Raw genomic sequence first — 24,540 nt, 5'->3', positions numbered from 1 at the left:
CGACGCCCCTGCGAGGACGGCATCAACGGAGCAATCAGCTCCCACTGCGCATCAGTCAGCAACTCCGTTCGAGACACACACCGAGCGTTCCAGCGACCAGCCCAAACCTTTGGGAGACACGCCCTAGCGGAGACCGTCCAGGCACGCAAAGCCCAAGCGCCAACATGCTTGCCTTGGTCGACGAAGCGTTGGATGACGACCAGGTATCAGTGGAACTCGTCGCCCGAGGAGTCGATGTCACATCCGTGCGCGTAGACCAGTTCGCCGAGGAACTGCACGATCGGCGCCGCCGGTTTACCGAGGCGTCCGCGCTCAGGCTTGAGACCGAAGCCAAGCTCGCGGGACGCAAGAAGGTCGAGGATGACCTCGCCGAAGTGAACCGCAAGCTCGCCGCGCTTGACGACGAGGAAGAGAAGAAGAAACTCACATCCGCCCAAGCTGTCCTTACCGACAAGGCTGGAATCCTCCGCTATTCGTCCAAGGCCGACGAGCTGGCAACGACACTAGAGCAGATCGTTCAGCCTGAACGCCCGAATCTCACCACCGACGCAGGAGCTCATTTCTTCGCCCCACTGGAGCAGTTGGCAGAGCGCGCGTCATCCGCGGTCGCGGACCTTGTCACAGAGATTCGACGGGTCACGGGTGCGGCGCGGGCGGGGCTCGACTCGGAAACGGACGAGTTCGCGAAGACCATTGCCGCCGCCGAAGCCGTCAAGACGGCTTACGAAGCGAGGCTTGCTGAACTGGGCGTCGATCTCTCTCAATACGGCGCGCTCGGCGTGGAGAAGGTTGCGTTCACAGATGAACTCGCGACTCTTGATGACCTCGCCAAGCAACAGCCGAAGCAGGTTGAGGACGAAGCGGCCGCCTGGGCAGCGATCAACGAGCTGTTCGCCCAAAGACGGTCAGCCCGTGACTCCTTCACTGAGCTTGTTTCGTCGCGGACGCCTGGCCTCCGATTCTCTGTCGATGCCCATGCGGATCATGCGAGCTGGCGCCAGGCCATTCACACCGAGCTCGGCTTTCGACAGGGTGACCACGTTGATTCGCTGCTCAGCGTTGCTGAGTGGATATGGGGAGCCAGCCTCGATTTGGATACGCGCCTCGCGCGGTCTCAGGTTTGGCGAGATGCGCTGCTCAGCAACGACTACACGCCGTTGTCCGACGCCCACCTGTCAAGCTCCTTCGTCTCGCGGCTCAAGCAGGCGACTGAGACGGTACGCATCGGCTTGGCGACACTGAGTGCTGATGACGCACTCGACATGCGCTTCCTTAAAGAGGGCAACGACCCAGCGGATGAGCGATCGTGGCAAACCGTGACTGACGGTAGCCCCGGTCAACGCAGCGCCGCGATGCTCGCCTTCACACTGAGCTATGGCGATAGCCCACTGGTACTGGACCAGCCCGAGGACGACCTTGATAGCGCGCTCGTGAGCGAACTCATCGTTACTCAGTTCCGGAAGGCGCGCTGGAAACGCCAACTCATCGTGGTAACCCACGAAGCGAACATCCCGGTCAACACTGACGCTGAGGTGGTCGTCGTGCTTGAGAATGCAGAAGGCCAACTCCGAATCATGAAGCGGGAGGGTGAGGTCACCACTGGACCGATCGACAATCCTGAGGTGCGTAAGAGCATCCAAGAGCTCCTCGAAGGTGGCGTCCGGGCGTTCGTCAACCGCGAACGCAGGTACGACAACGAACTGTCCAAGTACCGCATCGATGTCGGCATGCTTGCCCGACGCAGGTCAGGCGACTCCTAGTAGATCGCTCGACCTCCTCGACCGCTTCATTCAGAGGTGGACCGGGCCGGGATAGGGAAGCTGTGGCGATCCGCTTCTACCGACAATCGGCGAACGGGTCCACGACGGTGTGGACTCCGTGGGTGGGGCAGATGAACGAAACACGGACGCCGGCACCGGCGCTGTCGAATAGAACTGGCTCGCAGTCGAGCCCGCACTGCGGGCAGGTGCGGTAGTCGTCTCCATCCGGCATGAGCGTGATTTGAGCCTATTGACCAGTCAGGGGGACAGCGGTTGCTGTCCTAGCCACTAAGACCCGATGGTTGCGTAGCGGGCGGACTTCATCGCGTCGCTTCGCCGGCGTGCGCGGCGGCGTTCGGCCGCTTCGTGGAGTCGGATGCGAACCAGGTGGGCGAGGCTGACCGGCCCGATGAGGATGAACTTGAGCGCGTTCCAGATGAACAGGATCACGAGGAGGTTGAGCCAGCCGGGGCCGCCGTCTGCGATGAGGTTGGTGCAGATGCTCGCGGCGAGCAGGTAGGGGGCGGCGAGGAGCATCGCGGGCAGACCCCACTTGAGGCCGCGGCGGGTGCGGATGCGGTCGAGGAGGACGTTGGCGGGCATGTAGCGGCGCAGGAAGTAGCGGGTGCGGACGCTGGCCGCCCAGAGCAGTCGGAACATGGTCGGGCCTCTCATCAGGACGTGTTTCTCCGTCGAGGAGGCAGAAACTTTGATGAGTGGCCCCGAAGGGACTGTCCCGAAGGACCCGCAGAGATGTGAAACGCTGCCTCCCTTCCAGGGTACGACTTCCCGGCGACATTCGTAAGGGCAGTTACGGGTTCCGTCCGCCAGCAGGGTGCCTACAGCCTCGGTCCGAGCGGTCGCGTCGTGGTGCGTCGAGGCCGTTCGCGTTCGGTTCGGCCGGTGTCTGACAGCGTGCGGGCGCGGTCGAGGGCTGCGCGGGCGCGGGCGGCGTCGATCTTCTGCGCGTCGTTCTCGGCCGGTGCGCCGAGCGGTGCGGCGTCCGTGATGTCGTAGCGGTCGCGGTACGCGATGACGGTGCGGGCGGCCTGCCGCCATGCGGCCACGGTGCGGAGCTGCTTCGGAGGAGCGCCGAGTGCCTTGGTCCAGCCTTCGTGTTCGGTGAGCGCGGTGTCCAGGAGTGCGTCGGTTCGGGCCTCGATGAGGTCGCGCCGTTCGGTGAGGGCGTGGCGGAACTCGGCGCTCATGATGCCAGTGGCCTCGGGGATGAGCCCGGCGATCAGCCGCGGGGTCTTCCGGGTCCGGCCCGATCCGGCAGGCCGTTGTGTCGCGCGGGCGAGGCGGTAGTGGAGGACGGCGGCGATGTCGTCGGCGTCCTGGAACCCGCGTGCTCGCACCAGGCGAGGCAACAGGTTCTCGATGTCGTGGTTGTTGGCCTCGGCACGGCGTAGTTCTGCGGTGAGTGCCCCGAACGCTGGGGAATGGATCGCGGCTTCTGTCTCCTCGTCGGTGAGCCCGGAGGAGGAGATGAGCGTGAGCCATCGGTCGCGTTGTGCGGCGGCGGCGATCGTCTCGTACTCGCCGGCAAGCTGGCCGATGTTCGCCCAGGTGTCTTGCTCGGCGGTGATGGTCTCGTGTGCGGAGAGCTCGGCGCCGACATGTGAGAGCACGCCGAACAGCACGCTTCGTGCGGTCGCTTCGGTGTTGTCGGCGGGGTGCGGGCCGTCGTGGGAGTCGTCGGGCTTGTCGATGGCGACGTAGGCGATGTTCGTTTGCCTGCCGCGGGTGAGCGCGACATACAGGTTCTCCCTGGTCATGGCGGCGTCGACCACGACGTGCGCGGTGTCGACGGTGATGCCCTGTGCCCGGTGCGAGGTCACGGCATACCCCAGGTCGAGGTGTTCGGCCACATAGTCAGCCGGGAGGACGACCGATGCTCCCCAGCGGGCCGTGGCGCGGCGGAGTGTGAGAGAGCCGTCGTCTCGGACCTCGGTGACCGTCCACCTGTCGCCGTTGCGCACCCACCCGCGGCCGGCGCGCAGGCGGCGATCGTTGCGGCGGCTGATGACGCTGTCACTGACCGCGGCGCGGGTGCCGTCGTGGAGTTCGACTTCGCGGCGGGGGTTCACGGTGCCGTCGAGGATCAGGTCCGTGCGGGCACGCTGGTTGAGGGCGAGGACGGATTCGTTCGAGTCGGAGACCAGCACCGTCGCCTGCCTGGCCTGCCGGTCGGCCCGCCAGGCGGCGTATGCGGCATCGACCATCGCCTCCGTCTCACCGCCGTGGACGCGCTCGTGGTCCAGGTAGGTGTCGATGACCTCGGTGCGGCCATGCCGCAGGCCCAGGGAAGCGGTCTTCTCCCACTCGTTGGCGAAGCGGTGCACGTCGACCAGTTCCGGGGCGTCGTCGCGGTCGCGGACGAGCAGTGAGAACGCACCGCCGGCATCGACGGACTGGAGTTGGGCGTAATCGCCGACCAGCAGCACCTTCGCCCCGGCCTCGGCGGCAAGGCTGGTGATGCGGTCAAGGGACACGGTGCCGGCGAGGGAGGCTTCGTCCACGATGACGAGCTGCCCTATGCCGAACGTGTCGCCGTACATGAGGTGGTTCTGCCACCATTTCGCGGTGTTCTCGGTCTGGATGCCGAGGTCGTCGGCGAGGACCTGCGCCGCGACCGCGGACGGCGCCAGCCCGACCACGCTGCCTGCGCCGTGTTCGTGCTCCCACGCGCGGCGTAGCGCGGACATGGCCGTGGTCTTGCCCGCGCCGGCAGGGCCGACGAGGACATCGACGAGCCGGCCGGAGACGGCGACCTTCGCCAGCGCGGCCGCCTGGTCATCACCGAGGGCGTGGCCCTTCCTGTCCGGTCGCGCCGCGATCTTCTCGACGGTGGCAAGCGGGACGGTCGGGCCGGTGGTCGTGCGGGCACGCTCGAGGAGTCGGTCTTCGGCGGCCAGCAGCGTCTCGGAGGAGAACACCGCCGAGTTCTTCGGCCGGAACACGCTGCTCCCGTCCGGGCGGCGGAACACGGCCGGGCTGGATTCGAGGTCGGGCGGGGTCAGCCGCAGGGATGCGGCTTCGGCGGCGTCCACGACCATCCCGACGATCGCTTCCCGATCCGTGGTGGACGCGAACCTGTAGCGCATCGTCTGCCGCGCCGCCTCGGCCGTGAGGTTCCACCGCCGCCACGTCGATCGCTTCTCGCCCACGACATCCACGACCGACTGCCCGAGCGTGCCGATCACGTCCAACGGCACGTCGTCCGCGCGCAGCAGCAGAGGCGCGTCGTTCGCCGTCACGGTGCGCGCCCATGAGGTTGCGTTCTGCCCGAGGATGCGCCCGGCCCGCGCCCGCCACTCAGCGGTCAGGTCCGCGAGGGAACGAACCTGCTTCTCCGGGCGGGTGCTGAGCGTGGCCTGCGCGCGCAGTTTGATGATCGTCGCCGCAGACGGCTGCCGACCATGCCGGGCGACGTACTCGGCGATCAGTCGATCCTTCTCGACCTCGATGTGCCGGGACCGGGACGAGAACTCTGAGACCAGTTCCTGCGGTACCGAGGCGACCGCCCAGGCGGGGTTGCGGTCGCGGCCCATCTCCCGCGCCTCCCACTCCACGCCGAACGCGCGGGTCAGGTGGTCGGCGAACACCGCCTCGTGCAGCTCCGACAGAGCGACGGTCGCGGCGTGCATCGGACGGCCGTCCAGGCTTCGCCATTTGCCGTCGAGGACGGTCTGCACCTTGTTCGAGATGACGACGTGCGTGTGCAAATGCGGGTCACCCGCACGGGAGTCGTAGTGGTCGAACGCTGTGGCGATCAGCCCGTGGACATCGACCTGCGCAACCGCGCCGTCGCGGCCGGTTGCACCGGCGCGGGTGGCTGCAACCTCCCGCTCCATGAACGCAACCACCTCTGCAACCGCCGCATGATGCGCGTCCGCGATCAGCGCTTGCGTCCCGGCGTCGGCAACCGCCCACAACACGGAGGCGGACTTCGGCACTGAGAACGTGAAGTCGTATCCCGCGACCGCGCGGCGCGTCCCGCGCGCCGCCTCCTCGGCCTGGATCGCTGCGACCGCCTCGGTCCGGGTGGCCGGCCCGATCGTCGGATCGAGGGCCGAGACACGCTCCGCGACGCGCTCGGCCACCGCCCGGTACTCGGGGTACGCCCGGCCCAACGGTGCCCCGGTGATCGGGTCACGCCCCATGCCGACCAAGAGCTGGAGCTGGGCTTCGGAGACCTGATCGCCTTGTGCGATCTGCCCGCCACCGAGAGTCCCAACGCCGGAACCGAGCCAGAAACCGGGCGGGCTTCCCTCCTCGGCGTAGTAGCGCGTCAACGGCGTCGAGAGCGACCTGTCGCCGTCGCCCGCAGCGACGGTGCGCAGCAGGTACTTATAGCCGTCACCCGCCGACATCACACGCATCGAGACCGTCACTCAGGCCGCCTCCCTCCCGCTCGCTGAGGAGGTGAGCGGAGGCGGTCTGTCGCATCAGATGCGACACGGCGAATCGCGCGGCGCCCTCGATCTGCAAGACGCGTGGCAGCTCAGAAGCGGGGACGTAAGCGACGGCTCCGGGATTAGACGGCAGGCGGGGTGACGGGGTCCGGGGAGCGCGGTGAGCACCTGGCAGGTGACCAGCCCGGCGTTGAACTCGTGTGCAGAGGACCGCCAGGATCACCCGATCGGCGGAGTCCGTATGTCAGAAGTCGAGAACACTAACGACGGTCGCCTACGGGTAGGGTCGCTGTTCTCCGGCTACGGCGGGCTCGACCTCGCCGTCGAGGAAATCTTCCACGCCCGCACCATCTGGTTCTCCGAAATCAACCAGCCCATCGCCCGCGTCTTCTCCCACCACTGGCCCGACGCCCCCAATCTCGGCGACATCACCACCATCAACTGGAATACCGTCCCGCCGGTGGACATCCTCTGCGGCGGCTTTCCTTGCCAGGACGTGTCGACGGTCGGGAAGATGGCCGGCCTCAAGCCCGGCACTCGCTCCGGACTCTGGTCTCACATGGCCGCAGCAATCGATGCTCTGCAACCGGAGTGGGTCGTGATCGAGAACGTCCGCGGGCTGCTATCTGCACCCGCGATCCGCACGATCCCCGAAGGAGACAACGATGAGCAACGCAACCCCAGAGGTGCAACTCCCAGCGGCGCAACCCCTCGCGGTGTGGAATCCGACTCGTGGCATGTGGGAGAAACCGCAGCTCGACCTCTTCGGGCAGCAGGAGCAGTTCTGGGAGACCTGGCCGACCTCCGGTGTGACGCGCAATGGATCGGTCTACCCGCCACCGCCATCGGCGCACCCCATCCCCGATACCGGGTCTTCATCCTCGCCCATCGCACTCTTCCGAACCCCACTGGCGTCGGACGCGTCCCGTGGCGGGGAGAGTTTGCAGCAGGTGAAAGCACGGCGGGGCACGATTGCGCTGAGCCATCAGATCATCGACCTTGCCCTCCACGGTCCGAACGGCTACCCGCGCCCAGACGAGTCCGAGAGCCTGTGGTCGTTGATCGGGCAGCTTTTCGACGCTGGGGACGATACGCCGAAGCCGTGACTCGGTGGGAGCAGATCACTAGCCGCGCTGCTCCTTCTCCGGCGATTCTGAGCGACGAGACCGGCCCTCGTCCGGCGCCCCTATTCGTCGAATGGCTTATGGGGCTACCGTCGGGATGGGTGACCGATGCAAGTCATGGGCTCACCACCAACCAACAACTTGCGTCGCTCGGGAATGGTGTTCTCCCGAGGCAAGCTGTCGCGGCTTTGAGAACTGCCCGGAAGATGTTCAACTCTTGAGAGACTCCTGCTTTGCAAGGACCCGCTGGTTGCCGGCATGTTCACCGAGGCTGAGCGCGGCTAAGCTGCTCCCGGGGTGGCGTCCCCTGGGGTGGTGTAGTTTCCCGGCTCGGGTGTCACGTCGTGGACGTGGTGAGCCATCGTGCGATGGTCAGTGAGAACTGTGTAGGAATCTCACGGAAGGACACAAACGCACGATGGCTCTTGACCAGTCTGCCCTCCTCGAGCTACTCGGGGAACTGAAACTCACCGATGTGAACGACCGGATCCGGGTCGCGACCGAGACGCTCTACCAGGAGCTGATCGACGCGGAAGCAGCTGCGTTCATCGGCGCTGCCCCGTTCGAACGCTCCCCGGACCGTACGACGCAGCGCAACGGGACCCGGCTGCGGACCCTCACCACCACCGCGGGGGAGCTGGAGTTGCGGATCCCGAAGCTGCGGCAGGGATCGTTTTTCCCGTCGCTGCTGGAACGCCGCCGCCGGGTCGATCAGGCCCTGTTCGCGGTCGTGATGGAGGCGTACGTCCACGGCGTCTCCACCCGCAAGGTCGACGACCTGGTGAAGGCGCTCGGTGCCGACACCGGGATCAGCAAGTCGGAGGTGTCGCGGATCTGCAGCAACCTCGACGAGGACGTCGCGGCGTTCCGCGATCGGCCGCTCGCGGACAGCACGTACCCGTACGTGTTCCTCGACGCGACCTACTGCAAAGCCCGCGTCGGCCGGCGGGTCGTCTCCCAAGCCGTCGTCGTCGCGGTCGGTGTCGCCGCCGACGGGCGCAGGGAAGTCCTCGGCTTCGAGGTCGGGGACACCGAATCGCAACCGTTCTGGACCGCGTTCCTTCGCTCGCTGAAGGCCCGCGGGCTGGGCGGAGTGAAGCTGGTGATCTCCGACGCGCACACCGGGCTGATCGCGGCGATCGACACCGTCTTCCAAGGCTCGTCATGGCAGCGGTGTCGGGTCCACTTCATGCGCAACGTGCTTGCCAACGTCCCCAAGACCGCTGGGCCGATGGTCGCGTCGATCATCCGCACGATCTTCGCCCAGCCAGACACCGAGCACGTGTTCACCCAATTCCACGAAGTCGTCCGCATGCTCTCGAGGTCGCACCCGAAGATCGCCGGCATGCTCGAGGACGCGCAGAACGACATCCTCGCGTTCTGTCAGTTTCCCGCCACACACTGGCGGCAGATCTGGTCCACGAACCCGCTCGAGCGGGTCAACAAGGAGATCAAACGCCGCACCGACGTCGTCGGCACATTCCCCAACCCCGCCGCGTTGCTGCGCCTGGCCGGACACGTCCTGATCGAGCAACACGACGAATGGGACGGCGCTGACCGCCGCTACTTCAGCGAGCACTCCATGAAGCTCCTGAACGTCACCGAAGAGGAGGTCGCGATCCCGGAACTCGCTGCGGCATAATCACAACAGCTGACCCGCACGGTGTTGAGAAACTCCACCACTCAGCGGGACGTCACCTGCTCCCGGTGTCGCATTCGATTGAGATGCGACAGCCAACGGATGGAAACAGGGAGCAGCTCCTACTGTCTTGTGCGGAGCGGCGCGCGGGCGTTGGTGTTGGGATTGCGTTAGCAAGCCGAGGCGATCTGTGGGTTTGCTGCATGGGGTCCGTATGGTGCTCTCGCGGTGATTTCGTGATCGAGCAAGCATCAGTGCATGTCTCTCGTAGGTCCCACAGATAGCCGGGCACCATTTCATAGCGGCTCCCGGCTTCCACGACCCGTGCACTGGGGGTCCGTTTATCACGCTGTTGCGCGTCACGGGGTCGGGACGTCCCGGTTGGTCGTGTACTCGCCGGTGTCGTCAGAGCGTGAACGGTTCTGGGCTCGGTTGGCGAGTGCTTTCGCGCCGGTGGCCCTAAGCGTGGGCCTATTGCTGTGGATTCTGCTTGTCGCGGTTGGCGCGTCTCCTGAGGCGTCGGCGGTCGGTATCGTGCTGGCAGGGGTTTCGACCGGTGCGTTCCTTTGGTGGAAGGCGCGTCCGCTTCGCGGACGCGTGGCAACAGCATGGTCGAGCCGGTTCGTGCTCTGGCCTCGTCGTGATGATGAGGATCGTGAAGAGATGATCATCACGCTGTCGTTGCTGATGGAGCGCGCAACAGAGGATCTTCGTCGAGGGAGGATCACGCGAAGCGTGTACGACCACGTGTGGATGGCCGTCTACGAGGAGACGCATGCACTGTCTCCTGGGAGAGACAAGTAAGCACCCGGACTCGCCCTGAGAGTCGGCGCCCGTGACCATCGATGGGTCCAAGGTAGGGCTTCCGCGACGCTAGAGAAGTGCTTCTGCGGCGGCGGCGGCAATGGATCTGTGTGCGATCTGATCCCAGGAGGTCGCGTAGTGGCTCTCGAGGGGTGTTGTGGTGACCCTCTGGTCTACGCGTTCGGCGAGTGCTTCGGGGTCGGTGCGGCAGGTGGTGACGATTCCGGTGATGCAGATGTCGCGACCGTGGCGCATTTCGATCTCGGCGTGGTGTGCGCAGATCGCTGCGGACAATGCGTTGACGGCGCGGTCAGGGGTCGGTGAGTCAGAGGGGACTTCGACGATGTAGAAGATGTGCCGCACCAGGGGGTGCGTGCGCAGCGGTTTCGTGAGGATGTCGTGCGCTGCTCGGAGCTGACTCCGGAGCGCTTGCCGAGGGTGGTTGGTGTCGGGCACGCGGATTCCCACGATCATGGTTCGCGCCCTCCGATCGTCGAGTGCGCCGTGACTGTGAGGAGCGGCCGCAGCAAGATAGGCGAGGCTGTCGAGCGAGTCGCCGTAGAGGAGCAAACGAGCCTGCCCAGGCTGCGGGCCTGCCGGGGACGAGCGGGTGGTGTGTCGGATGGTGTCCATTATTTGAGGCACCTGCCTTGCCACGGCTCGTCGTCACTGCCCGGGTGGATGCGGGCGGGGTGGCTGGTGATCTGCCCGAGTGCGATCGTGCCTTCGCAGGTGAGGGCGAGGAGGTCACCGGGGGCGCAGGTCTGCGGAAGCAGCACCCTGATGGCGGTCTGCGTGTGCGGGGAGCGCAGCAGGGTCGTCTTGCGGTGCCGCGCGTTCGGGCACTGCAGGGGCAGGACGTCGAGGACGCGGGAGTCGAGGGCGCCAAGGTCGCAGTTGACCGTCAGCTCCATGGGGTGCCGTAGCCCGCGGCGCGGTGTGCGGTCGAGAATCGTTGTAATGACGACAGTTCGGTACTCCTCTCCTCGCGCCGATGCGCTGCTGGGCGCGATAAGGAGGCAGGGGGTGCCGCGCTGTGCTGCGAGGGCGGTGAGTGATTGCGCGCCGATGCTGATGTCGTGGTCAGTGAAGGCGGTGTCTGCGGGCCAGGGCGGGCAGTCCTCGTACAGGGCGGCAAGAGCCATCGCCCGAGAGGAGATCAGCGTGTGCGTGATGCTCATCGGGTCACCGCGAGTTCCCGGACCCGTTCGGCGGGGGCGAAGGCTTCCTGCGGGCGTGGGCGCACGTCGCTGAGCGTGACCGCGCCGGCGCAGGGGACGGCGAGGAGGTCGCCTTGGTGGACGTCTGTAGGAAGGGTGACGATCGGGTACGGCCAGGGCGCAGACCCGGTTTCGCCGGGGATGAGTTCGATGGTGGTGCTCTTCGCGGTCGAGGTGCGGCCGATGAGCCGGCACTCGTCCCAGCACGGGGTCACCCGGTCGAATCCGCAGTCGGTGAGGGCGACGCGTTTATCGGTGTCGGTGTCGATACGGAGGGTGACCTGAAAGATGAGGACAGTGACATCGTTGCCGATCCCCTGAGCGCGCGCCTCGGCCGGTTTCGGGTGGGGCAGGTCTCCGGTGAGCAGCGACGGGGTGCCGCTGATCTCCACCAGCCTTGTCAGGGATACTCCGCCGATCACGACATCTGAGACCGTGGGGACGGTGTGTTCGGGCCAATGTCGGGGTTGGAGGGGGTCGGGGATGCTGAGTCTGAGGGTGGGGAGGATGGCGGTGAGGGTCATGCCTCCACTTCTACGCGGCACCCATCAGGCAGGGAACATCCCCTGACGGAACTCATGCGCCTTCTCGGCCTGCCGCTAACAGCACCACCCTGAGGGGCGGCGACCAGGACCCGTGCCATCAGAGCGCTCTGCGGGCTGTCGTGTTAGCGGGCTGTCAGAGTCCGTCCGATCCTCGTATGGGTTCTGTTAGGACGCCTGTTTCGGGGGTGTGGGCGGGTGTTTGATCGTGAGTTGCGCCCGCTGTTTCGGGTTGCGCGGCTAGTGGTCCTGCTGTCGCTTGTTATCCGAATGGAGCTTGTTGTGCTTGACATCGTCTACGTGCTCGGCGTGATCGCCTTGTTCGTGGTCGTCGGGCTGCTGGGGAAGGCGGTGGAGAAGCTGTGATCGTCTTTGAACTTCTCGCCGCCGGTCTCGGGGTCGCGGCGATCGTGTATCTCGTGTTCGCTCTCGTGAAACCGGAGCGCTTCTGATGACCTGGGTGTACGCGCTTCTCGCCCTCGCCACCGTCGCCATCATCCTGGGCGTGCTCTACCGCCCGTTCGGTGACTACATGGCCTGGGTCTACACGTCCCGCAAGGACTGGAAGGTCGAACGCGGGATTTACAAGATCATTGGCGTCGATTCCAAGACCGAGCAGACTTGGCAGGCGTATCTGCGCAGCGTGCTCGCGTTCTCCGCGATCGGCCTGCTGATCGTATACGGTCTGCAACGTCTCCAACAGTGGCTGCCGTACTCGCTGGGCTTGGAGGCTCCGTCTGAGCATCTGTCATTCAACACCGCAGCCTCGTTCGTCGGCAACACGAACTGGCAGTCCTACTCGCCGGAGCTCACCGTCGGCTACACCGTACAGTTCGCGGGTCTCGCGGTGCAGAACTTCGTGTCCGCCGCCGTGGGTATCGCGGTCGCGATCGCCCTGGTGCGCGGCTTCGCCTACCGACGATCCGGCACGATCGGGAACTTCTGGGTCGATCTGATCCGCGGCACGCTGCGCATTCTGCTGCCGATCGCCGTCGTCGGTGCGATCGTGCTGATGATCGGCGGGGTGATCCAGAACTTCAACGGATTCACCTCCGTCACCACGATCACCGGCGCCACGCAGACGATCCCCGGCGGGCCGACGGCTTCGCAGGAGGTCATCAAGCTGCTCGGCACCAACGGGGGCGGATTCTTCAACGCAAACTCCTCGCACCCGTTCGAGAACCCCACAGCGTGGACGAACGTGTTCGAGGTGCTGTTGATGCTCGTCATCCCCTTCTCCCTTCCCCGCACCTTCGGGCGGATGGTGGGTGACAACCGTCAGGGGTACGCGATCCTCTCCGTGATGGCGATCCTGTACGTAGCGTCGTTCAGCATCCTCACCGCGCTGGAATCCGCCGGCATGGGCACCGCTCCCGAGCTTGCCGGTGGCGCGATGGAAGGCAAGGAACAGCGACTCGGAATCATCGGCTCGACGCTCTTCACCACCACCAGCACGGGAACCTCGACCGGTGCGGTCGCTGCAATGCACGACTCGTACACCGGGCTCGGCGGGATGATGCCGATGCTGAACATGATGCTCGGTGAAGTCACTCCGGGCGGCGTCGGCTCCGGGATCTACGCGATCCTGATCCTCGCGGTCATCGCCGTGTTCATCTCTGGCTTGCTGATCGGACGCACTCCGGAGTACCTGGGCAAGAAGATCGGCCCGCGCGAGATCAAGCTCGCCGCGCTCTACATCCTCGTCATGCCCACCCTGGTGCTGGCCGGTACGGCGCTGAGCTTCGCGATCCCCGGTGTCCGGGAAGAGGTGGAAAACACCTCGATCTGGAACCCTGGCATCCACGGCATGTCCGAGGTGCTGTACGCGTTCACGTCTGCGGCGAACAACAACGGTTCCGCGTTCGCGGGTCTCACCGCGAACACGCCGTGGCTGAACACCACGCTGGGTCTCGCGATCTTGCTGGGACGGTTCGTGCCGATCGTGTTCGTCCTCGCCCTGGCGGGCTCTCTGGCCGCTCAGGACAAGGTTCCTAGCACCTCCGGCACCCTCCCCACGCACCGTCCGATGTTCATCGGGCTGCTGACCGTGGTCACGATCCTGGTGACCGCACTGACCTTCTTCCCCGTTCTCGCGCTAGGTCCGCTAGCGGAAGGGCTGATGTAAACCATGTCCACCATCACCGAACCCCGCCCGAAAACGGCGGGTACCCCCACCCGGAAGGGCGGGTTCACCTGGGAACAGGTCCGGGCAGCCCTGCCCGGCGCGTTCCGCAAACTCAACCCCAAAGAGCAGTGGCGCAACCCCGTCATGTTCCTCGTCTGGGTCGGTGCCGCGCTCACCACGGTCCTCGCCGTCGCTGAGCCGTTCATCGGCGGACCTGCCGATTCCGGCGGCACGGTCGTGCCGTGGTCGTTCACCTGGGCGATCGCGGCGTGGCTGTGGCTGACCGTGCTGTTCGCGAACCTCGCCGAGTCTGTCGCCGAAGGCCGCGGCAAAGCGCAGGCGGAAACCCTCCGCAAGACCCGCACCAGCACCATGGCCAGCCGAGTCACCAGCTACGACCCGAAGGCCGATGCCGCTGCGGAGCGGGCCACAACCACGCAGGTGTCCTCTTCGGATCTCACGCTCGGTGATGTGGTTGTCGTGACCGCGGGTGAGCTGATCCCCGGCGACGGGGACATCGTGTGGGGCATCGCGTCGGTAGACGAGTCGGCCATCACGGGCGAATCCGCCCCGGTGGTACGCGAGTCCGGCGGCGACCGTTCCGCGGTCACCGGTGGCACACGGGTGCTGTCGGATCGGATCGTGGTGCGCATCACCTCCAAGCCGGGTGAGACGTTCGTGGACCGGATGATCTCTCTCGTCGAGGGTGCCGCGCGGCAGAAGACGCCGAACGAGATCGCGTTGAACATCCTGCTCGCGTCCCTGTCGATCATCTTCGTCGTCGTCGCGCTCACCCTGAACCCGATCGCGTCCTACGCGGCCGCCCCCGTGAGCGTCACCGTGTTGGTCGCGCTGCTGGTGTGTCTGATCCCGACGACGATTGGGGCGCTGTTGTCGGCGATCGGTATCGCCGGGATGGACCGGCTCGTGCAGCGCAACGTGCTGGCGATGTCCGGGCGTGCGGTCGAAGCGGCCGGCGATGTGACGACGCTGCTGCTGGACAAGACCGGCACCATCACCTACGGCAACCGGCGCGCCAGCGCGTTCGTCCGTCTCGGCGGGGTGAGGGAGCAGGAGCTGGTCCGTGCCGCCGCGTTGTCCTCGCTGGCGGACCCGACCCCAGAGGGCGTGTCGATCGTCGAGCTCGCCGAGCAGGAGCACGGAGAGTTCGACCGGAACACCACTGGAGAGATCGTCCCGTTCACGGCGCAGACGCGCATGTCGGGCCTGGACCTGCCCGATGGCACCCAGATCCGTAAGGGCGCCGGCTCTGCCGTGATGGCGTGGCTGGAAGAGGGCGGTGAACGGTTGCCGTCGTCGCTGGTCGCGGAGCTCGACGAGTATGTCGAGCGCATCTCCCAGTCCGGCGGCACCCCGCTCGTCGTCGCGACCAAGGACGCGACCGGTGCGGGGCGTCTGCTCGGGGTGGTGCACCTCAAGGATGTCGTCAAGGAGGGGCTGCCGGCGAAGTTCGCCGAGATGCGGGCGATGGGTATCCGCACGGTGATGATCACCGGCGACAACCCCCTCACCGCGGCCGCCATCGCGAAGGAAGCCGGCGTCGACGACTTCCTCGCCGAAGCCACCCCGGAGGACAAGCTCGCCTACATCCGTAAGGAGCAGGAGGGCGGGAATCTCGTCGCGATGACCGGTGACGGCACCAACGACGCCCCGGCGCTGGCGCAGGCCGATGTCGGGGTCGCGATGAACTCCGGCACGTCGGCGGCGAAAGAGGCCGGGAACATGGTCGACCTCGATTCCGACCCGTCCAAGCTCATCGACGTGGTGCGGATCGGGAAGCAGCTGCTGATCACCCGCGGGGCGTTGACGACGTTCTCGATCGCGAACGATATCGCGAAGTACTTCGCGATCATCCCCGCGATGTTCATGGGCGTGTTCCCGCAGCTCGCCGCGCTGAACATCATGGGCCTGCACTCGCCTGCCTCGGCGGTGCTGTCGGCGATCATCTTCAACGCGATCGTGATCGTGTTCCTCATCCCGCTCGCGTTGCGTGGAGTGAAGTACCGGCCCGGGAACGCGTCCAGCATCCTCGGCCGCAACCTCGCCATCTACGGGCTGGGCGGCGTGGTCGCCCCGTTCGTCGGGATCTGGTTGATCGACCTGCTCGTCCGGCTCATCCCCGGCTTCTGACACACCTTCGGAAAGAAGAGAACATCATGAACACACAAGCTCGTGGAGTCGGGCGCACCATCTGGGTCGCCACCCGCGCCATGGCGCTCCTGACCCTTGTCCTAGGTGTCGGCTACACCCTGGTGATCACCGGCATCGGGCAGGTCGCTTTGCCCGCCCAGGCCAACGGGTCGATCATCACCAACCAGGACGGTGACCCGGTCGGGTCGTCGCTGATCGGCCAGTCCTTCACCGACGCGGACGGCAACCCGCTGCCCGAGTACTTCCAGTCGCGGCCCTCCGCCGCCGGCGACGGGTACGACGGAGGCGCCTCCTCCGGGTCGAACTACGGGCCGGAGAACGAGGACCTGATCGCCGCGATCACCGAACGCAAAGCCCAGGTCGCAGAGTTCAACGGCGTCACCGAGGCCGAAGTCCCCGTGGATGCGGTCACCGCGTCCTCGTCGGGACTGGACCCGCACATCAGCCCCGCGTACGCGCAGATCCAGATCGACCGGGTCGCCGACGCACGCGGGATCCCCGTGGAGCAGGTACGGGAGCTCGTCGCGGCACACACCCAGGGCCCGGATGCCGGGTATTTGGGAGAATCGAGGGTGAACGTTCTGGAACTGAACCTCGCCCTGGACGAGTTGGAGGACTGATCATGCCGAAACGGGGGCAGCTTCGGGTGTTGCTCGGCGCTGCCCCCGGCGTCGGCAAGACCTTCACCATGCTGGAAGAAGGGCGACGCCTCCTCGGGAACGGGAAAGATGTCGTCGTCGGGATCGTGGAAACCCACGGCCGCGCCGCGACGGCGGCGATGACCGCGGGAATCCCGGCCGTCCCGCGCACACGCATCGAACATCGCGGGATTGCCCTCGAGGAGATGGACCTGCAGGCGGTGCTGGATCGTCGCCCCGGTATTGCGCTCGTCGACGAGCTCGCGCACACCAACGCGCCCGGCTCGAAGAACGACAAACGCTGGCAAGACGTCGAAGAACTCCTCACCGCCGGCATCGACGTCATCTCCACCCTCAACATCCAGCACATCGAATCCCTCAACGACGTCGTCGAACAGATCACCGGCGTCCCGCAACGAGAGACCGTCCCCGACAGCTTCCTCCGCGGTGCGGAACAGATCGAGGTCGTCGACCTCGCCCCGCAAGCGCTCCGCGACCGGCTCAGCGGCGGATTCGTGTACCCGGCTGAACGCATCGACGCCGCCTTGTCGAACTACTTCCGCCTCGGGAACCTCACCGCGTTGCGTGAGCTCGCCCTGATCTGGCTCGCGGACGAGGTCGATCAGGCGCTGAAGGGATACCGCAAGGATCACGGCATCGACAGCACCTGGGAAGCCCGCGAACGCGTCGTCGTCGCCCTCACCGGCGGCCCCGAAGGCGAGACGCTGCTGCGCCGCGGCGCGCGGATCGCGGCCCGCTCCGCCGGCGGCGAGCTCATCGCTGTGCACATCACCAGTCAAGACGGGCTCCGCAGCGGGAACCCGGCGACCCTTGCCGAGCAGCGTGCGCTCGTCGAGAAACTCAACGGCACCTACCATCAGGTCATCGGGGAGGACATCCCCACCGCGCTGGTGGAGTTCGCCCGCTCGGTCAACGCCACGCAGCTCGTTCTCGGTGCCAGCCGCCGTGGACGCGTCACCGCCGCGTTTACTGGACCCGGGATCGGCGCGACCGTCGTCCGTGAATCCGGGGACATCGACGTGCACATGGTCAACCATGCTGCCGCCGGCAAACGCTTCACCCTGCCCCCTCTGACCGGAGCGCTCACCCGTAAACGACGCATCCTCGGGTTCGTGGTCGCGCTCCTGGGCGGGCCCGCGCTTACCGCACTGCTGAGCGTGTTCCGCAGCGAAGACTCGATCACCACCGACGTCCTCAGTTACCAGCTCCTGGTCGTCGTCGTCGCACTTGTCGGAGGGATCTGGCCAGCCCTGTTCGCCGCCGTCCTGTCGGGGATCACGCTCGATTTCCTGTTCATCGAACCGCTGTACACGATCCACATTCACCAGCCGCATCATCTGCTGTCCCTGGTCCTGTACGTCCTTATCGCGGGCCTGGTGAGTTTCGTCGTCGACCGGGCTGCCCGTTACACCCGAGCCGCCCGACGCTCCGCCGCCGAATCTGAACTCATCCAGACCATCGCTGGCAGCGTCCTTCGCGGAGACAACGCGATCCAAGCACTCATCGACCGCACCCGCGAAGCCTTCCAACTCCCCGGCGTGCGGCTCATGCGCGGCGAAGACGTCCTCGCCCGGTCCGGGGAACCGCTGCCCGACAATTATCACGCCAGTATCCGGATCACCGACGACACCACCTTAGAACTGCACGGCCCGGACCTTGCCGCGTCCGAGCAACGCCTCCTTGCCGTCGTCACCGCGCAACTCGCCGCGACCTTGGAACACGAGCACCTCACCGAGACGGCGAAGCAGATCGAGCCGATCGCGGCATCGGATCGGGTGCGCGGTGCGCTCCTGTCCGCGCTCAGTCATGATCTGCGTCGCCCGCTCGCGGCTGCATCCGCCGCTGTCGGGGGTCTCAAAGCGGCAGGGCCCGACTTGGCGTCCGCGCAGAAGAGGGAACTGCTCGACACCGCCGAGGAGAGCCTCGGCGCTCTCGCGACTCTGGTCACTGACCTCCTCGATGTCAGCAGGCTGCAGGCGGGCGTGCTCACTATCGCGGAGATCCCGACCGATCCCGCCGAGACCATCGCGCCCGCCCTCGACGAACTCCACCTCGGGCCCACCGACGTGACTCTCGCGCTGAATCACGGTGACGCGGTGGCGCATGCCGACCCGGTCCTGCTTCAACGTGTGCTCGTCAACCTCCTCACCAATGCGCACCGCTACAGCCCGGCCGGCACCCCCATCCACGTCAGCACCAGCACGTTCGGAGACCGTCTCGAAATCCGTATCGTCGACCGCGGACCCGGCATCCCGCCCGAGAAACTGGACGATATCTTCCTGCCGTTCCAACGCCTCGGCGACACCGACAACACCACCGGCCTGGGCCTGGGCCTTGCCCTCTCGCGCGGTTTTATCGAAGCCATGCACGGCACCCTCACCCCCGAGGACACCCCCGGTGGCGGACTCACCATGGTCATCTCCCTCCCCACGATCTCCACGAGCCAGGAGCCGTCATGAAGATCCTCATCGCCGACGACGACCCCCAGATCCTCCGCGCCCTGCGCATCACCCTCACCGCCAAGGGGTACCAGATCTTCACCGCAGCCGACGGCGCCCAGGCGATTACGGCAGCCATCGACCATCACCCGGACATCTTCCTCATCGACCTCGGCATGCCCGAACTCGACGGCATCGAAGTCATCCACGGCATCCGCGGCTGGTCCCAGGCCCCCATCCTCGTCGTGTCCGGCCGCGCCGGTGCCGCCGACAAGGTCGAAGCCCTCGATGCCGGCGCCGACGACTACATCACCAAACCCTTCGCCGTCGAAGAACTCCTCGCTCGCATCCGCGCCCTTACACGGCGTGTTCCCCAAGAAGACGCTACGCCCGTGGTGCACCTCGGCAACGTCACCATCGACCTCGCCGCCCACAGCGTCACCCGCGACACCTCCGACGGGCAGAAACAGATTCGGCTCACCCCCACCGAGTGGCAGTTCATCGACATCCTCATCCGCAACGCCGGGAAACTCGTCACCCGCCAAACCATCCTCACCACCATCTGGGGCACCGAACACGCCGAAGACACCGGCTACCTCCGCCTCTATGTCTCCCAACTCCGCCGCAAACTCGAAGAAGACCCCAGCAACCCTGCCCACCTGCTCACCGAACCCGGCATGGGCTACCGGCTCGACGGCATGACCATCTAGCCTCAAAGCACGCCGCAGCGATGAGCATCACCGACACCATCGGCATCATTGGCGAAATGCTGTCCTGGATCGGTGCAATCATCGGCATCCCCTTCCTGATCGCAGCGCTCATCATCGCCGCCATCGATGGTCCGCGCACCCCAACGAACGTCACCATCGTCGAGGACCTCGATCAGCAGCAGATCGCGATATGGAGCGCGAAGGAACGCACCTATACGCGCCCCCTCACACCCCGCGATGATCTTCGCGACCACGATTCGACCACCGTCACCGGATACGTTCCCGAACGCCGGCCCGACCGACTCCGCCTGCACAAACGCTCCCACCCGGAACGTCTCTGCCAGACCCTAGCGATCACCATGCTCTGCACCGCAGCAGTAGGATTCCTCGCATCTCTCCTCCCGATGGTCTGGTGACCTTACCTCGGCGCAAACTGCACGCAAACTGTTCAACGTGAGGTAGCCGTTAGGGTTCTGGCAAGCGTCATATGAGTACCGTTAGGGGTACTCGATTCTCAGACGCGAGTGCCCTTCGATTGCCAACTATGACTGGCGATGTTCGGTGGGAGGGGCCTACGGAGTCTGCTGGTGTGCCGGCGGCGCCGGTGGCCGCGTTCTCGCCGTTGCTCGCCCGAACGCAAGTCGCGCACGATCCGGTTGAGCCAATCGCTTTCGATTGCGTCAAGTTCATTGTCATACGGGCGGGTCGGGCTCGACTCTTCAGTGAGTTTGGCGCGCACTTTGTCAGCGTCGGTGATGTCGTTGTTCTGGCGGCAAACACTCTCTGTGGTGCTGAACCCGACGGGTGGGTAGCGACCACGACGCTCTATCTCGACCGAGACTATGTCATTGACCAAGTGTTTTGGCAGTACGCTTCACGGTTCCAAGAGCGACTCGACGCGAGCCAGTTCCTCGATACGCATTATGCGGAACCCACCCAGGTTCTGCGCATCGGTAAGCACCGGGCGGGGCTGATGATGCCGTGGCTTGACGAGTTGGCTGCGTTGAGTGTCGAGGGCGTGCCTCCTGATCGTTTCTATCGGGCGCAATCGCTAGTTTCTGCCGTATTCGATGTCTTGGTTCCGTTTCTCGTGGTCGCCAATGAGGGAACCGCTGTCGCGCGGCGAAACGCGTCGGTTCCCACCGTGCCGCGGCATCGCCTCTTCCGCCCTGTACGTCCTGAGGCGTTGGATATTGCACGGTCCTTGCGTGTGGAGTTGGATCGTCATTGGACGGTGACCGAGCTCGCGGCGCGAGCGCATCTGTCGGTGTCTCAGCTGCGTCGAGTTTTCGTCGATGCGTTTGGGAAATCGCCGATCTCGTACCTGACGATGCTCCGTGCCGAACGAATGGCCCACCTCCTGCGCGTGGAGAATTCACCTATCTCGGACATCGCCGCCAGGGTGGGTTGGAACGACCCTGACTTCGCTGCACGTCAGTTCCGCAGGAGCATCGGCGTGTGCCCGTCGGAGTATCGCAGAATCAGCAGTGGTGCTCCGGCACGCTCAAACCCTGACTGAACGCGCGTATGCCCAGGCGAAACGCTCATGTTTTGGTGCTCAGATCGCCAGGGCGCCAGCGGATGATGTAGACCGAGTTTGACCACGTCGGGTTCAGCGCTGCGCCTGGCGGTCGCCAACTTTGCCCGTCGTCCGTCTCGACCTTCGCTGTTCCTCTTGGCGCACCTTCTGGTCGCAGGAGTCATCCGCCGTGTGCGGTGTGACACGCCGGGAGGAGGACACCGATGGCCGCGACCGAGGATCAGCGGGCCGCGCGGGATGCGAAGCTCGACGCGCTGCATGAACGGCTGGCGGCTGCGGTCGGTCAGCTTTCCTCCGGGGACGACTGGCGTCGCGCGCTCGAGTTCGCAGCCCGGTTCCGGTCGCGGTCGTTTGGGAACACGCTGCTGATCTGGGCTCAGCATCTCGACGCTTTCGAGCAGGGGCGGGTGTCGGCGACGGAGCCGACGTATGTCGCCGGGTACAAGCAGTGGCAGACACTCGGCCGTCAGGTGGAGAAGGGCCAGCCGGGGTACATGATCTTCGCCCCGGTGACGGGCCGGTTCGCGTCCTCGACCCCGCGGGACTCGTTGTCGTGGCGCCGGCTGGGGCGGTTCGAGAAGCCGAAGCCGGGCGAGGCGGTGCGCTCCCGGATGGTCGGCGCGAAGCCGGCCTATGTCTGGGACGTGTCGCAGACGACGGGTGATCCGATCCCTGAGCGCGCTGCGCCGGTGCTGCTGGAAGGCGCCGCGCCCGAAGGGCTATGGGAGGGCTTGGCCGGCCTGGTGGAAGCGGAAGGATTCGCGGTGCTGCGGGTCGAGCGCGCCGGGCTGATCCACGGCGCGAACGGCCTGACCGACTACACGAATCGCACGGTCTCGGTGCGGATGGACATGGACGATGCCGCGCAGGTGAAGACCCTCGCGCACGAGCTCGCGCATGTGCGCCTGCACGGCCCCGACAACCCGGATGCGACACGGCATCGCGGGATCGGGGAGGTGGAGGCGGAGTCGGTGGCGTTGATGATCGGCGCCGCGCACGGCATGGACACCAGCTCGTACACGATCCCGTATGTGTCGGGGTGGGCCGGGACGGTGAAGGACAAGGACCCCGCCGAGGTGGTGCAGGCCACCGGAGAGCGGGTCCGCAAGACCGCCGGGGCGATCCTCGATGCCCTCCCGACCGTGCAGCTCGGCGGAGGCGACCCGCCCGGCCTGAACCGCGACGCCCCGCGTACCGAACGCCCTGCGCGGGCGGAGCGGCCTGCGACGGCGGCGCGGGTGGAGCCGGCGCGGGCGTCTCGGGCGGCGGATACCGCGGTGAGGGGCTTGTGATGCGGGCCGCGTCGCTGTTCACCGAGGCAGCGGGCCTGCCGTTGCCTGCGGCCGCGGCACGGTTCGCGGACGCTGGGGTGCCGGTGTTCCCGTGCGTGCCGGGCGGCAAGCGCCCCCTGACCGGGCACGGGTTCCACGACGCGAGCACCGATCCCGCCCAGGTGTCGGCGTGGTGGCGACGGTGGCCGGGCGCGAACATCGCCGTCCCCACGGGGGCGCCGTCCGGGCTGGTGGTGGTGGATGTGGACGTGCACGGCCCGGTCGACGGGCGGGCGAGCTTCCGCCGTGCCGGCGACGCGGGTCTGGTCGAGGGTTGGGAGCTGCTGGTGCGCACCCCCACGGGCGGCATGCACGCCTACTACCCGGCGACACCGGGCACCGCGCAACGGTCCTGGCAGGCCGGGCGCGCGGGAGTCGATTTCCGTGGCGACGGCGGATACATCATCGTCCCGCCCTCGTCCCGACCCATCGGCGCCGCCACGGTCGGATACCGCATTGTCCAGGTCGCCCCCGGCCCGGGACGCGAGCCGGATGCGGGCAGGTTGCGGGACTTCCTCGACCCCCACCCTCCGATCCGCCCCCGTCCGGTCGGCGGGCAGCGGGTGGGTCGGGAGGATGCGGAGCGGTTGGCGCGGTGGGTGGACCGGCAGGACACCGACCGCAATCTCAAACTGTTCTGGGCGTCGTGCCGACTGGCCGAAGGCGGCGTCCCGCTCGCTGATGCCCTCGATGCGGTGCTGACGGCAGCGAAGTCGGACTTTGGGCCGCGGGAGATCACCGCGACCGTCCGATCCGCCTACCGCGCCGTTCACCCCGACCCCGTCAGGCGCACGACGACCTCCGCGACGCAGACCGCGTCACCGGCAGGGGTCGGCTGGTTCGACCGCCGCCCCGGGTCGGCCCGCCCGGCCGTACCGGGGAGGGGGTTGTGATGGCGGTTCAGGCGGGGAGGCGGTGGGCGGTGGTGACCGCGGCGGGCGGGACGGTGTTCATCGCCGCGGGAGCGTTCTGGCTGTCGTTCACCGCTCTGGCGGACCTGGCCCGGCGTTCCGGGATCGAGGCGGGGCAGGCGTGGGCGTGGCCGCTGATCGTGGACGGCATCATCGTGGTCGCAACCGTCGCCGTGGTCGCCCTGGCCGGGCACCGGCAGGCGTGGTACCCGTGGGGGCTGCTGGCCGCCGGAGCGGTGGTGTCGGTGACGGCCAACGCGATCCATGCCGTCGTCGCCGCCGACGCCGACGTGCCGGCGGTGCTCGCCGCGTCCGTCGCGGCGGTGCCCCCGCTGGTGCTGCTGGCGATCACCCACCTCACCGTCATCCTCACCCGCCCCGTCCCCGCGCCCGCATCCGACCCTTCTGCCGAGCCGCCGACAGCGGCGGATGTCCCCGTGGGTCAGCCGGTGATGCCGTCCGTCCCGGTGGCGACGGCGGCGGTATCGCGGGGTGAGGGGCGTGAGGCGGCGGTGCTGCTGCGGGACGAGGAGGGCTGGTCGAACAAGCAGATCGCCCGCCACCTGGGCGTGCACCCGTCCACGGTGGGCCGCTGGTTCGCCCGGCCGGCGATGACCGGCCCCGACTCGGAGGAGACAACATGAACGACGACAACCAGACCCCTGCCACGCACGAGCAGCATCCCGTTCCCGTCCGCCAGGGACACCGCGATGAGTCGGCGCCGGCGACCGAGGAGCCGAGGCGAGGCGGGGACGGGGAGGTGTCGGAGTTGGCCCGGCATGGCGACCCGTCCGTGACGAAGCCGAAGGCCGACGCGGAGGCGGGGCGGCGACGGTCGGGGGTGGAGTGGGTGCGGCCCACCGATCTGCTGGCCGCGCGGACGGGCAGGGTCGCCGAGCAGGGCATCGACTTCCATGCCGAGCTCGCCCGCCGAGCCCGCCGGGCCCCCGGACAGGCGTACCGGGGTGCGCGCACCGTCGCCCGCTCAGGGGCACGGGTGGTGAGCGAGAGGGCACGTCGCCTGCCCCCGGTGACTGCATTCGGTCGCGGCGGGAGCCCCCGGCACTCGTGGGTGTCGCGGTCCGGAATCGGGTTGGGGTAGCCGTGTCCACCCCGGATCGGTCGACGCGCACGGCGTCGGGTGGGA

General features: G+C 66.8%; 21 protein-coding genes and 1 pseudogene. 17 read left to right on the top strand and 5 right to left on the bottom strand.

The window, feature by feature from the left end:
• The first annotated feature begins 173 nt into the window (after positions 1-173).
• A complete protein-coding gene (locus tag G9U51_RS06535) occupies positions 174-1,760 on the top strand; it encodes a coiled-coil domain-containing protein (RefSeq protein WP_166194848.1) in 1,587 nt (528 codons plus the stop codon).
• 288 nt (positions 1,761-2,048) lie between these two features.
• Here G9U51_RS06535 and G9U51_RS06530 read toward each other — a convergent pair whose 3' ends face one another.
• Both G9U51_RS06530 and mobF read right to left on the bottom strand, forming a co-directional pair.
• Positions 2,049-2,420 (bottom strand): sulfate permease, encoded by a 372-nt coding sequence (locus G9U51_RS06530; protein ID WP_076690474.1) that lies wholly within the window; start codon positions 2,418-2,420, stop codon positions 2,049-2,051.
• Between the two features lie 179 nt (positions 2,421-2,599).
• The gene (mobF, locus tag G9U51_RS06525; RefSeq protein WP_235945653.1) at positions 2,600-6,145 is read right to left on the bottom strand and encodes a MobF family relaxase; all 3,546 of its coding nucleotides are present in this window, start codon (positions 6,143-6,145) and stop codon (positions 2,600-2,602) included.
• A gap of 274 nt (positions 6,146-6,419) precedes the next feature.
• Here mobF and G9U51_RS17320 point away from each other — a divergent pair.
• The 4 genes and pseudogenes from G9U51_RS17320 to G9U51_RS17985 form a co-directional block, all read left to right on the top strand.
• Positions 6,420-6,812, top strand: a pseudogene (locus G9U51_RS17320) (DNA cytosine methyltransferase); the annotation flags it as partial.
• 31 nt (positions 6,813-6,843) lie between these two features.
• Positions 6,844-7,284, top strand: coding sequence for a hypothetical protein (locus G9U51_RS17315; protein ID WP_232321804.1), 441 nt, complete (start codon positions 6,844-6,846; stop codon positions 7,282-7,284).
• Positions 7,285-7,720: 436 nt separating this feature from the next.
• On the top strand, positions 7,721-8,944 hold the full coding sequence (locus tag G9U51_RS06515; protein WP_166194845.1) for an IS256 family transposase: 1,224 nt from the start codon (positions 7,721-7,723) through the stop codon (positions 8,942-8,944).
• A gap of 255 nt (positions 8,945-9,199) precedes the next feature.
• Positions 9,200-9,745 carry a DUF6611 family protein gene (locus G9U51_RS17985; protein WP_372430959.1) on the top strand — a complete coding sequence of 182 codons (546 nt, stop codon included), beginning with the start codon at positions 9,200-9,202 and terminating at the stop codon, positions 9,743-9,745.
• 69 nt (positions 9,746-9,814) lie between these two features.
• Here the strand turns inward: G9U51_RS17985 and G9U51_RS06510 are convergent, their stop codons facing one another.
• The 3 genes from G9U51_RS06510 to G9U51_RS06500 are packed head-to-tail and all read right to left on the bottom strand — an operon-like array spanning position 9,815 to position 11,489.
• Complete coding sequence (locus G9U51_RS06510) at positions 9,815-10,378, bottom strand: hypothetical protein (protein WP_157127927.1); 564 nt, start codon at positions 10,376-10,378, stop codon at positions 9,815-9,817.
• Positions 10,378-10,926, bottom strand: a complete 549-nt coding sequence (locus G9U51_RS06505) for a hypothetical protein (RefSeq protein WP_076690477.1) — start codon at positions 10,924-10,926, stop codon at positions 10,378-10,380. The genes G9U51_RS06510 and G9U51_RS06505 overlap by 1 nt, the downstream gene beginning before the upstream one ends.
• The gene (locus G9U51_RS06500) at positions 10,923-11,489 is read right to left on the bottom strand and encodes a hypothetical protein (protein WP_076690478.1); all 567 of its coding nucleotides are present in this window, start codon (positions 11,487-11,489) and stop codon (positions 10,923-10,925) included. The genes G9U51_RS06505 and G9U51_RS06500 overlap by 4 nt, the downstream gene beginning before the upstream one ends.
• Before the next feature lie 380 nt (positions 11,490-11,869).
• Here G9U51_RS06500 and G9U51_RS17980 point away from each other — a divergent pair, with 380 nt between their 5' ends.
• The 12 genes from G9U51_RS17980 (at position 11,870) to G9U51_RS06440 (ending at position 24,495) form a co-directional block, all read left to right on the top strand.
• Positions 11,870-11,959 (top strand): potassium-transporting ATPase subunit F, encoded by a 90-nt coding sequence (locus G9U51_RS17980; RefSeq protein WP_035731468.1) that lies wholly within the window; start codon positions 11,870-11,872, stop codon positions 11,957-11,959.
• Positions 11,959-13,632 carry a potassium-transporting ATPase subunit KdpA gene (gene kdpA / locus G9U51_RS06490; RefSeq protein ID WP_076690479.1) on the top strand — a complete coding sequence of 558 codons (1,674 nt, stop codon included), beginning with the start codon at positions 11,959-11,961 and terminating at the stop codon, positions 13,630-13,632. The genes G9U51_RS17980 and kdpA overlap by 1 nt, the downstream gene beginning before the upstream one ends.
• Before the next feature lie 3 nt (positions 13,633-13,635).
• Complete coding sequence (gene kdpB / locus G9U51_RS06485) at positions 13,636-15,783, top strand: potassium-transporting ATPase subunit KdpB (RefSeq protein ID WP_076690480.1); 2,148 nt, start codon at positions 13,636-13,638, stop codon at positions 15,781-15,783.
• Between the two features lie 26 nt (positions 15,784-15,809).
• Complete coding sequence (gene kdpC / locus G9U51_RS06480; protein ID WP_076690481.1) at positions 15,810-16,424, top strand: potassium-transporting ATPase subunit KdpC; 615 nt, start codon at positions 15,810-15,812, stop codon at positions 16,422-16,424.
• A 2-nt stretch (positions 16,425-16,426) separates the two neighbouring features.
• The gene (locus G9U51_RS06475) at positions 16,427-18,922 is read left to right on the top strand and encodes an ATP-binding protein (protein ID WP_166194842.1); all 2,496 of its coding nucleotides are present in this window, start codon (positions 16,427-16,429) and stop codon (positions 18,920-18,922) included.
• Positions 18,919-19,611: a response regulator gene (locus G9U51_RS06470; protein WP_076690483.1), complete on the top strand. Its 693-nt coding sequence runs from the start codon at positions 18,919-18,921 to the stop codon at positions 19,609-19,611. The genes G9U51_RS06475 and G9U51_RS06470 overlap by 4 nt, the downstream gene beginning before the upstream one ends.
• Before the next feature lie 20 nt (positions 19,612-19,631).
• The gene (locus tag G9U51_RS06465; RefSeq protein ID WP_076690484.1) at positions 19,632-20,027 is read left to right on the top strand and encodes a hypothetical protein; all 396 of its coding nucleotides are present in this window, start codon (positions 19,632-19,634) and stop codon (positions 20,025-20,027) included.
• Between the two features lie 173 nt (positions 20,028-20,200).
• Positions 20,201-21,130 (top strand): helix-turn-helix transcriptional regulator, encoded by a 930-nt coding sequence (locus G9U51_RS06460; protein ID WP_232321743.1) that lies wholly within the window; start codon positions 20,201-20,203, stop codon positions 21,128-21,130.
• Positions 21,131-21,354: 224 nt separating this feature from the next.
• Positions 21,355-22,443 (top strand): ArdC family protein, encoded by a 1,089-nt coding sequence (locus tag G9U51_RS06455; RefSeq protein ID WP_207948063.1) that lies wholly within the window; start codon positions 21,355-21,357, stop codon positions 22,441-22,443.
• Positions 22,443-23,375 carry a bifunctional DNA primase/polymerase gene (locus G9U51_RS06450; RefSeq protein ID WP_076690486.1) on the top strand — a complete coding sequence of 311 codons (933 nt, stop codon included), beginning with the start codon at positions 22,443-22,445 and terminating at the stop codon, positions 23,373-23,375. Before G9U51_RS06455 ends, G9U51_RS06450 begins: the two co-directional genes overlap by 1 nt.
• Positions 23,375-24,037, top strand: a complete 663-nt coding sequence (locus G9U51_RS06445; RefSeq protein ID WP_076690487.1) for a DUF2637 domain-containing protein — start codon at positions 23,375-23,377, stop codon at positions 24,035-24,037. Before G9U51_RS06450 ends, G9U51_RS06445 begins: the two co-directional genes overlap by 1 nt.
• Positions 24,034-24,495, top strand: coding sequence for a hypothetical protein (locus G9U51_RS06440; protein ID WP_076690488.1), 462 nt, complete (start codon positions 24,034-24,036; stop codon positions 24,493-24,495). The genes G9U51_RS06445 and G9U51_RS06440 overlap by 4 nt, the downstream gene beginning before the upstream one ends.
• The last annotated feature ends 45 nt before the right edge of the window (positions 24,496-24,540 follow it).

The sequence above is a fragment of the Metallococcus carri genome, from assembly GCF_011440275.1.
Taxonomy (GTDB): Bacteria; Actinomycetota; Actinomycetes; order Actinomycetales; family Dermatophilaceae; genus Metallococcus; species Metallococcus carri.
Note: the sequence above shows the minus strand (reverse complement) of the source record. Positions and strands in the feature narration are given on the sequence as shown.

Excerpts from the sequence above, each read along its gene's own strand:
- G9U51_RS06465 (WP_076690484.1), top strand. The coding sequence starts at position 19,632 with ATGAGCATCACCGACACCATCGGCATCATTGGCGAAATGCTGTCCTGG.
- G9U51_RS06505 (WP_076690477.1), bottom strand. The coding sequence starts at position 10,926 with ATGAGCATCACGCACACGCTGATCTCCTCTCGGGCGATGGCTCTTGCC.
- G9U51_RS06440 (WP_076690488.1), top strand. The coding sequence starts at position 24,034 with ATGAACGACGACAACCAGACCCCTGCCACGCACGAGCAGCATCCCGTT.
- G9U51_RS06530 (WP_076690474.1), bottom strand. The coding sequence starts at position 2,420 with ATGTTCCGACTGCTCTGGGCGGCCAGCGTCCGCACCCGCTACTTCCTG.
- kdpC (WP_076690481.1), top strand. The coding sequence starts at position 15,810 with ATGAACACACAAGCTCGTGGAGTCGGGCGCACCATCTGGGTCGCCACC.
- G9U51_RS06455 (WP_207948063.1), top strand. The coding sequence starts at position 21,355 with ATGGCCGCGACCGAGGATCAGCGGGCCGCGCGGGATGCGAAGCTCGAC.
- G9U51_RS06450 (WP_076690486.1), top strand. The coding sequence starts at position 22,443 with ATGCGGGCCGCGTCGCTGTTCACCGAGGCAGCGGGCCTGCCGTTGCCT.
- mobF (WP_235945653.1), bottom strand. The coding sequence starts at position 6,145 with ATGCGTGTGATGTCGGCGGGTGACGGCTATAAGTACCTGCTGCGCACC.
- kdpB (WP_076690480.1), top strand. The coding sequence starts at position 13,636 with ATGTCCACCATCACCGAACCCCGCCCGAAAACGGCGGGTACCCCCACC.
- kdpA (WP_076690479.1), top strand. The coding sequence starts at position 11,959 with ATGACCTGGGTGTACGCGCTTCTCGCCCTCGCCACCGTCGCCATCATC.
- G9U51_RS06500 (WP_076690478.1), bottom strand. The coding sequence starts at position 11,489 with ATGACCCTCACCGCCATCCTCCCCACCCTCAGACTCAGCATCCCCGAC.
- G9U51_RS06445 (WP_076690487.1), top strand. The coding sequence starts at position 23,375 with ATGGCGGTTCAGGCGGGGAGGCGGTGGGCGGTGGTGACCGCGGCGGGC.
- G9U51_RS06475 (WP_166194842.1), top strand. The coding sequence starts at position 16,427 with ATGCCGAAACGGGGGCAGCTTCGGGTGTTGCTCGGCGCTGCCCCCGGC.
- G9U51_RS17985 (WP_372430959.1), top strand. The coding sequence starts at position 9,200 with ATGTCTCTCGTAGGTCCCACAGATAGCCGGGCACCATTTCATAGCGGC.
- G9U51_RS17315 (WP_232321804.1), top strand. The coding sequence starts at position 6,844 with ATGAGCAACGCAACCCCAGAGGTGCAACTCCCAGCGGCGCAACCCCTC.
- G9U51_RS06470 (WP_076690483.1), top strand. The coding sequence starts at position 18,919 with ATGAAGATCCTCATCGCCGACGACGACCCCCAGATCCTCCGCGCCCTG.
- G9U51_RS06510 (WP_157127927.1), bottom strand. The coding sequence starts at position 10,378 with ATGGACACCATCCGACACACCACCCGCTCGTCCCCGGCAGGCCCGCAG.
- G9U51_RS06515 (WP_166194845.1), top strand. The coding sequence starts at position 7,721 with ATGGCTCTTGACCAGTCTGCCCTCCTCGAGCTACTCGGGGAACTGAAA.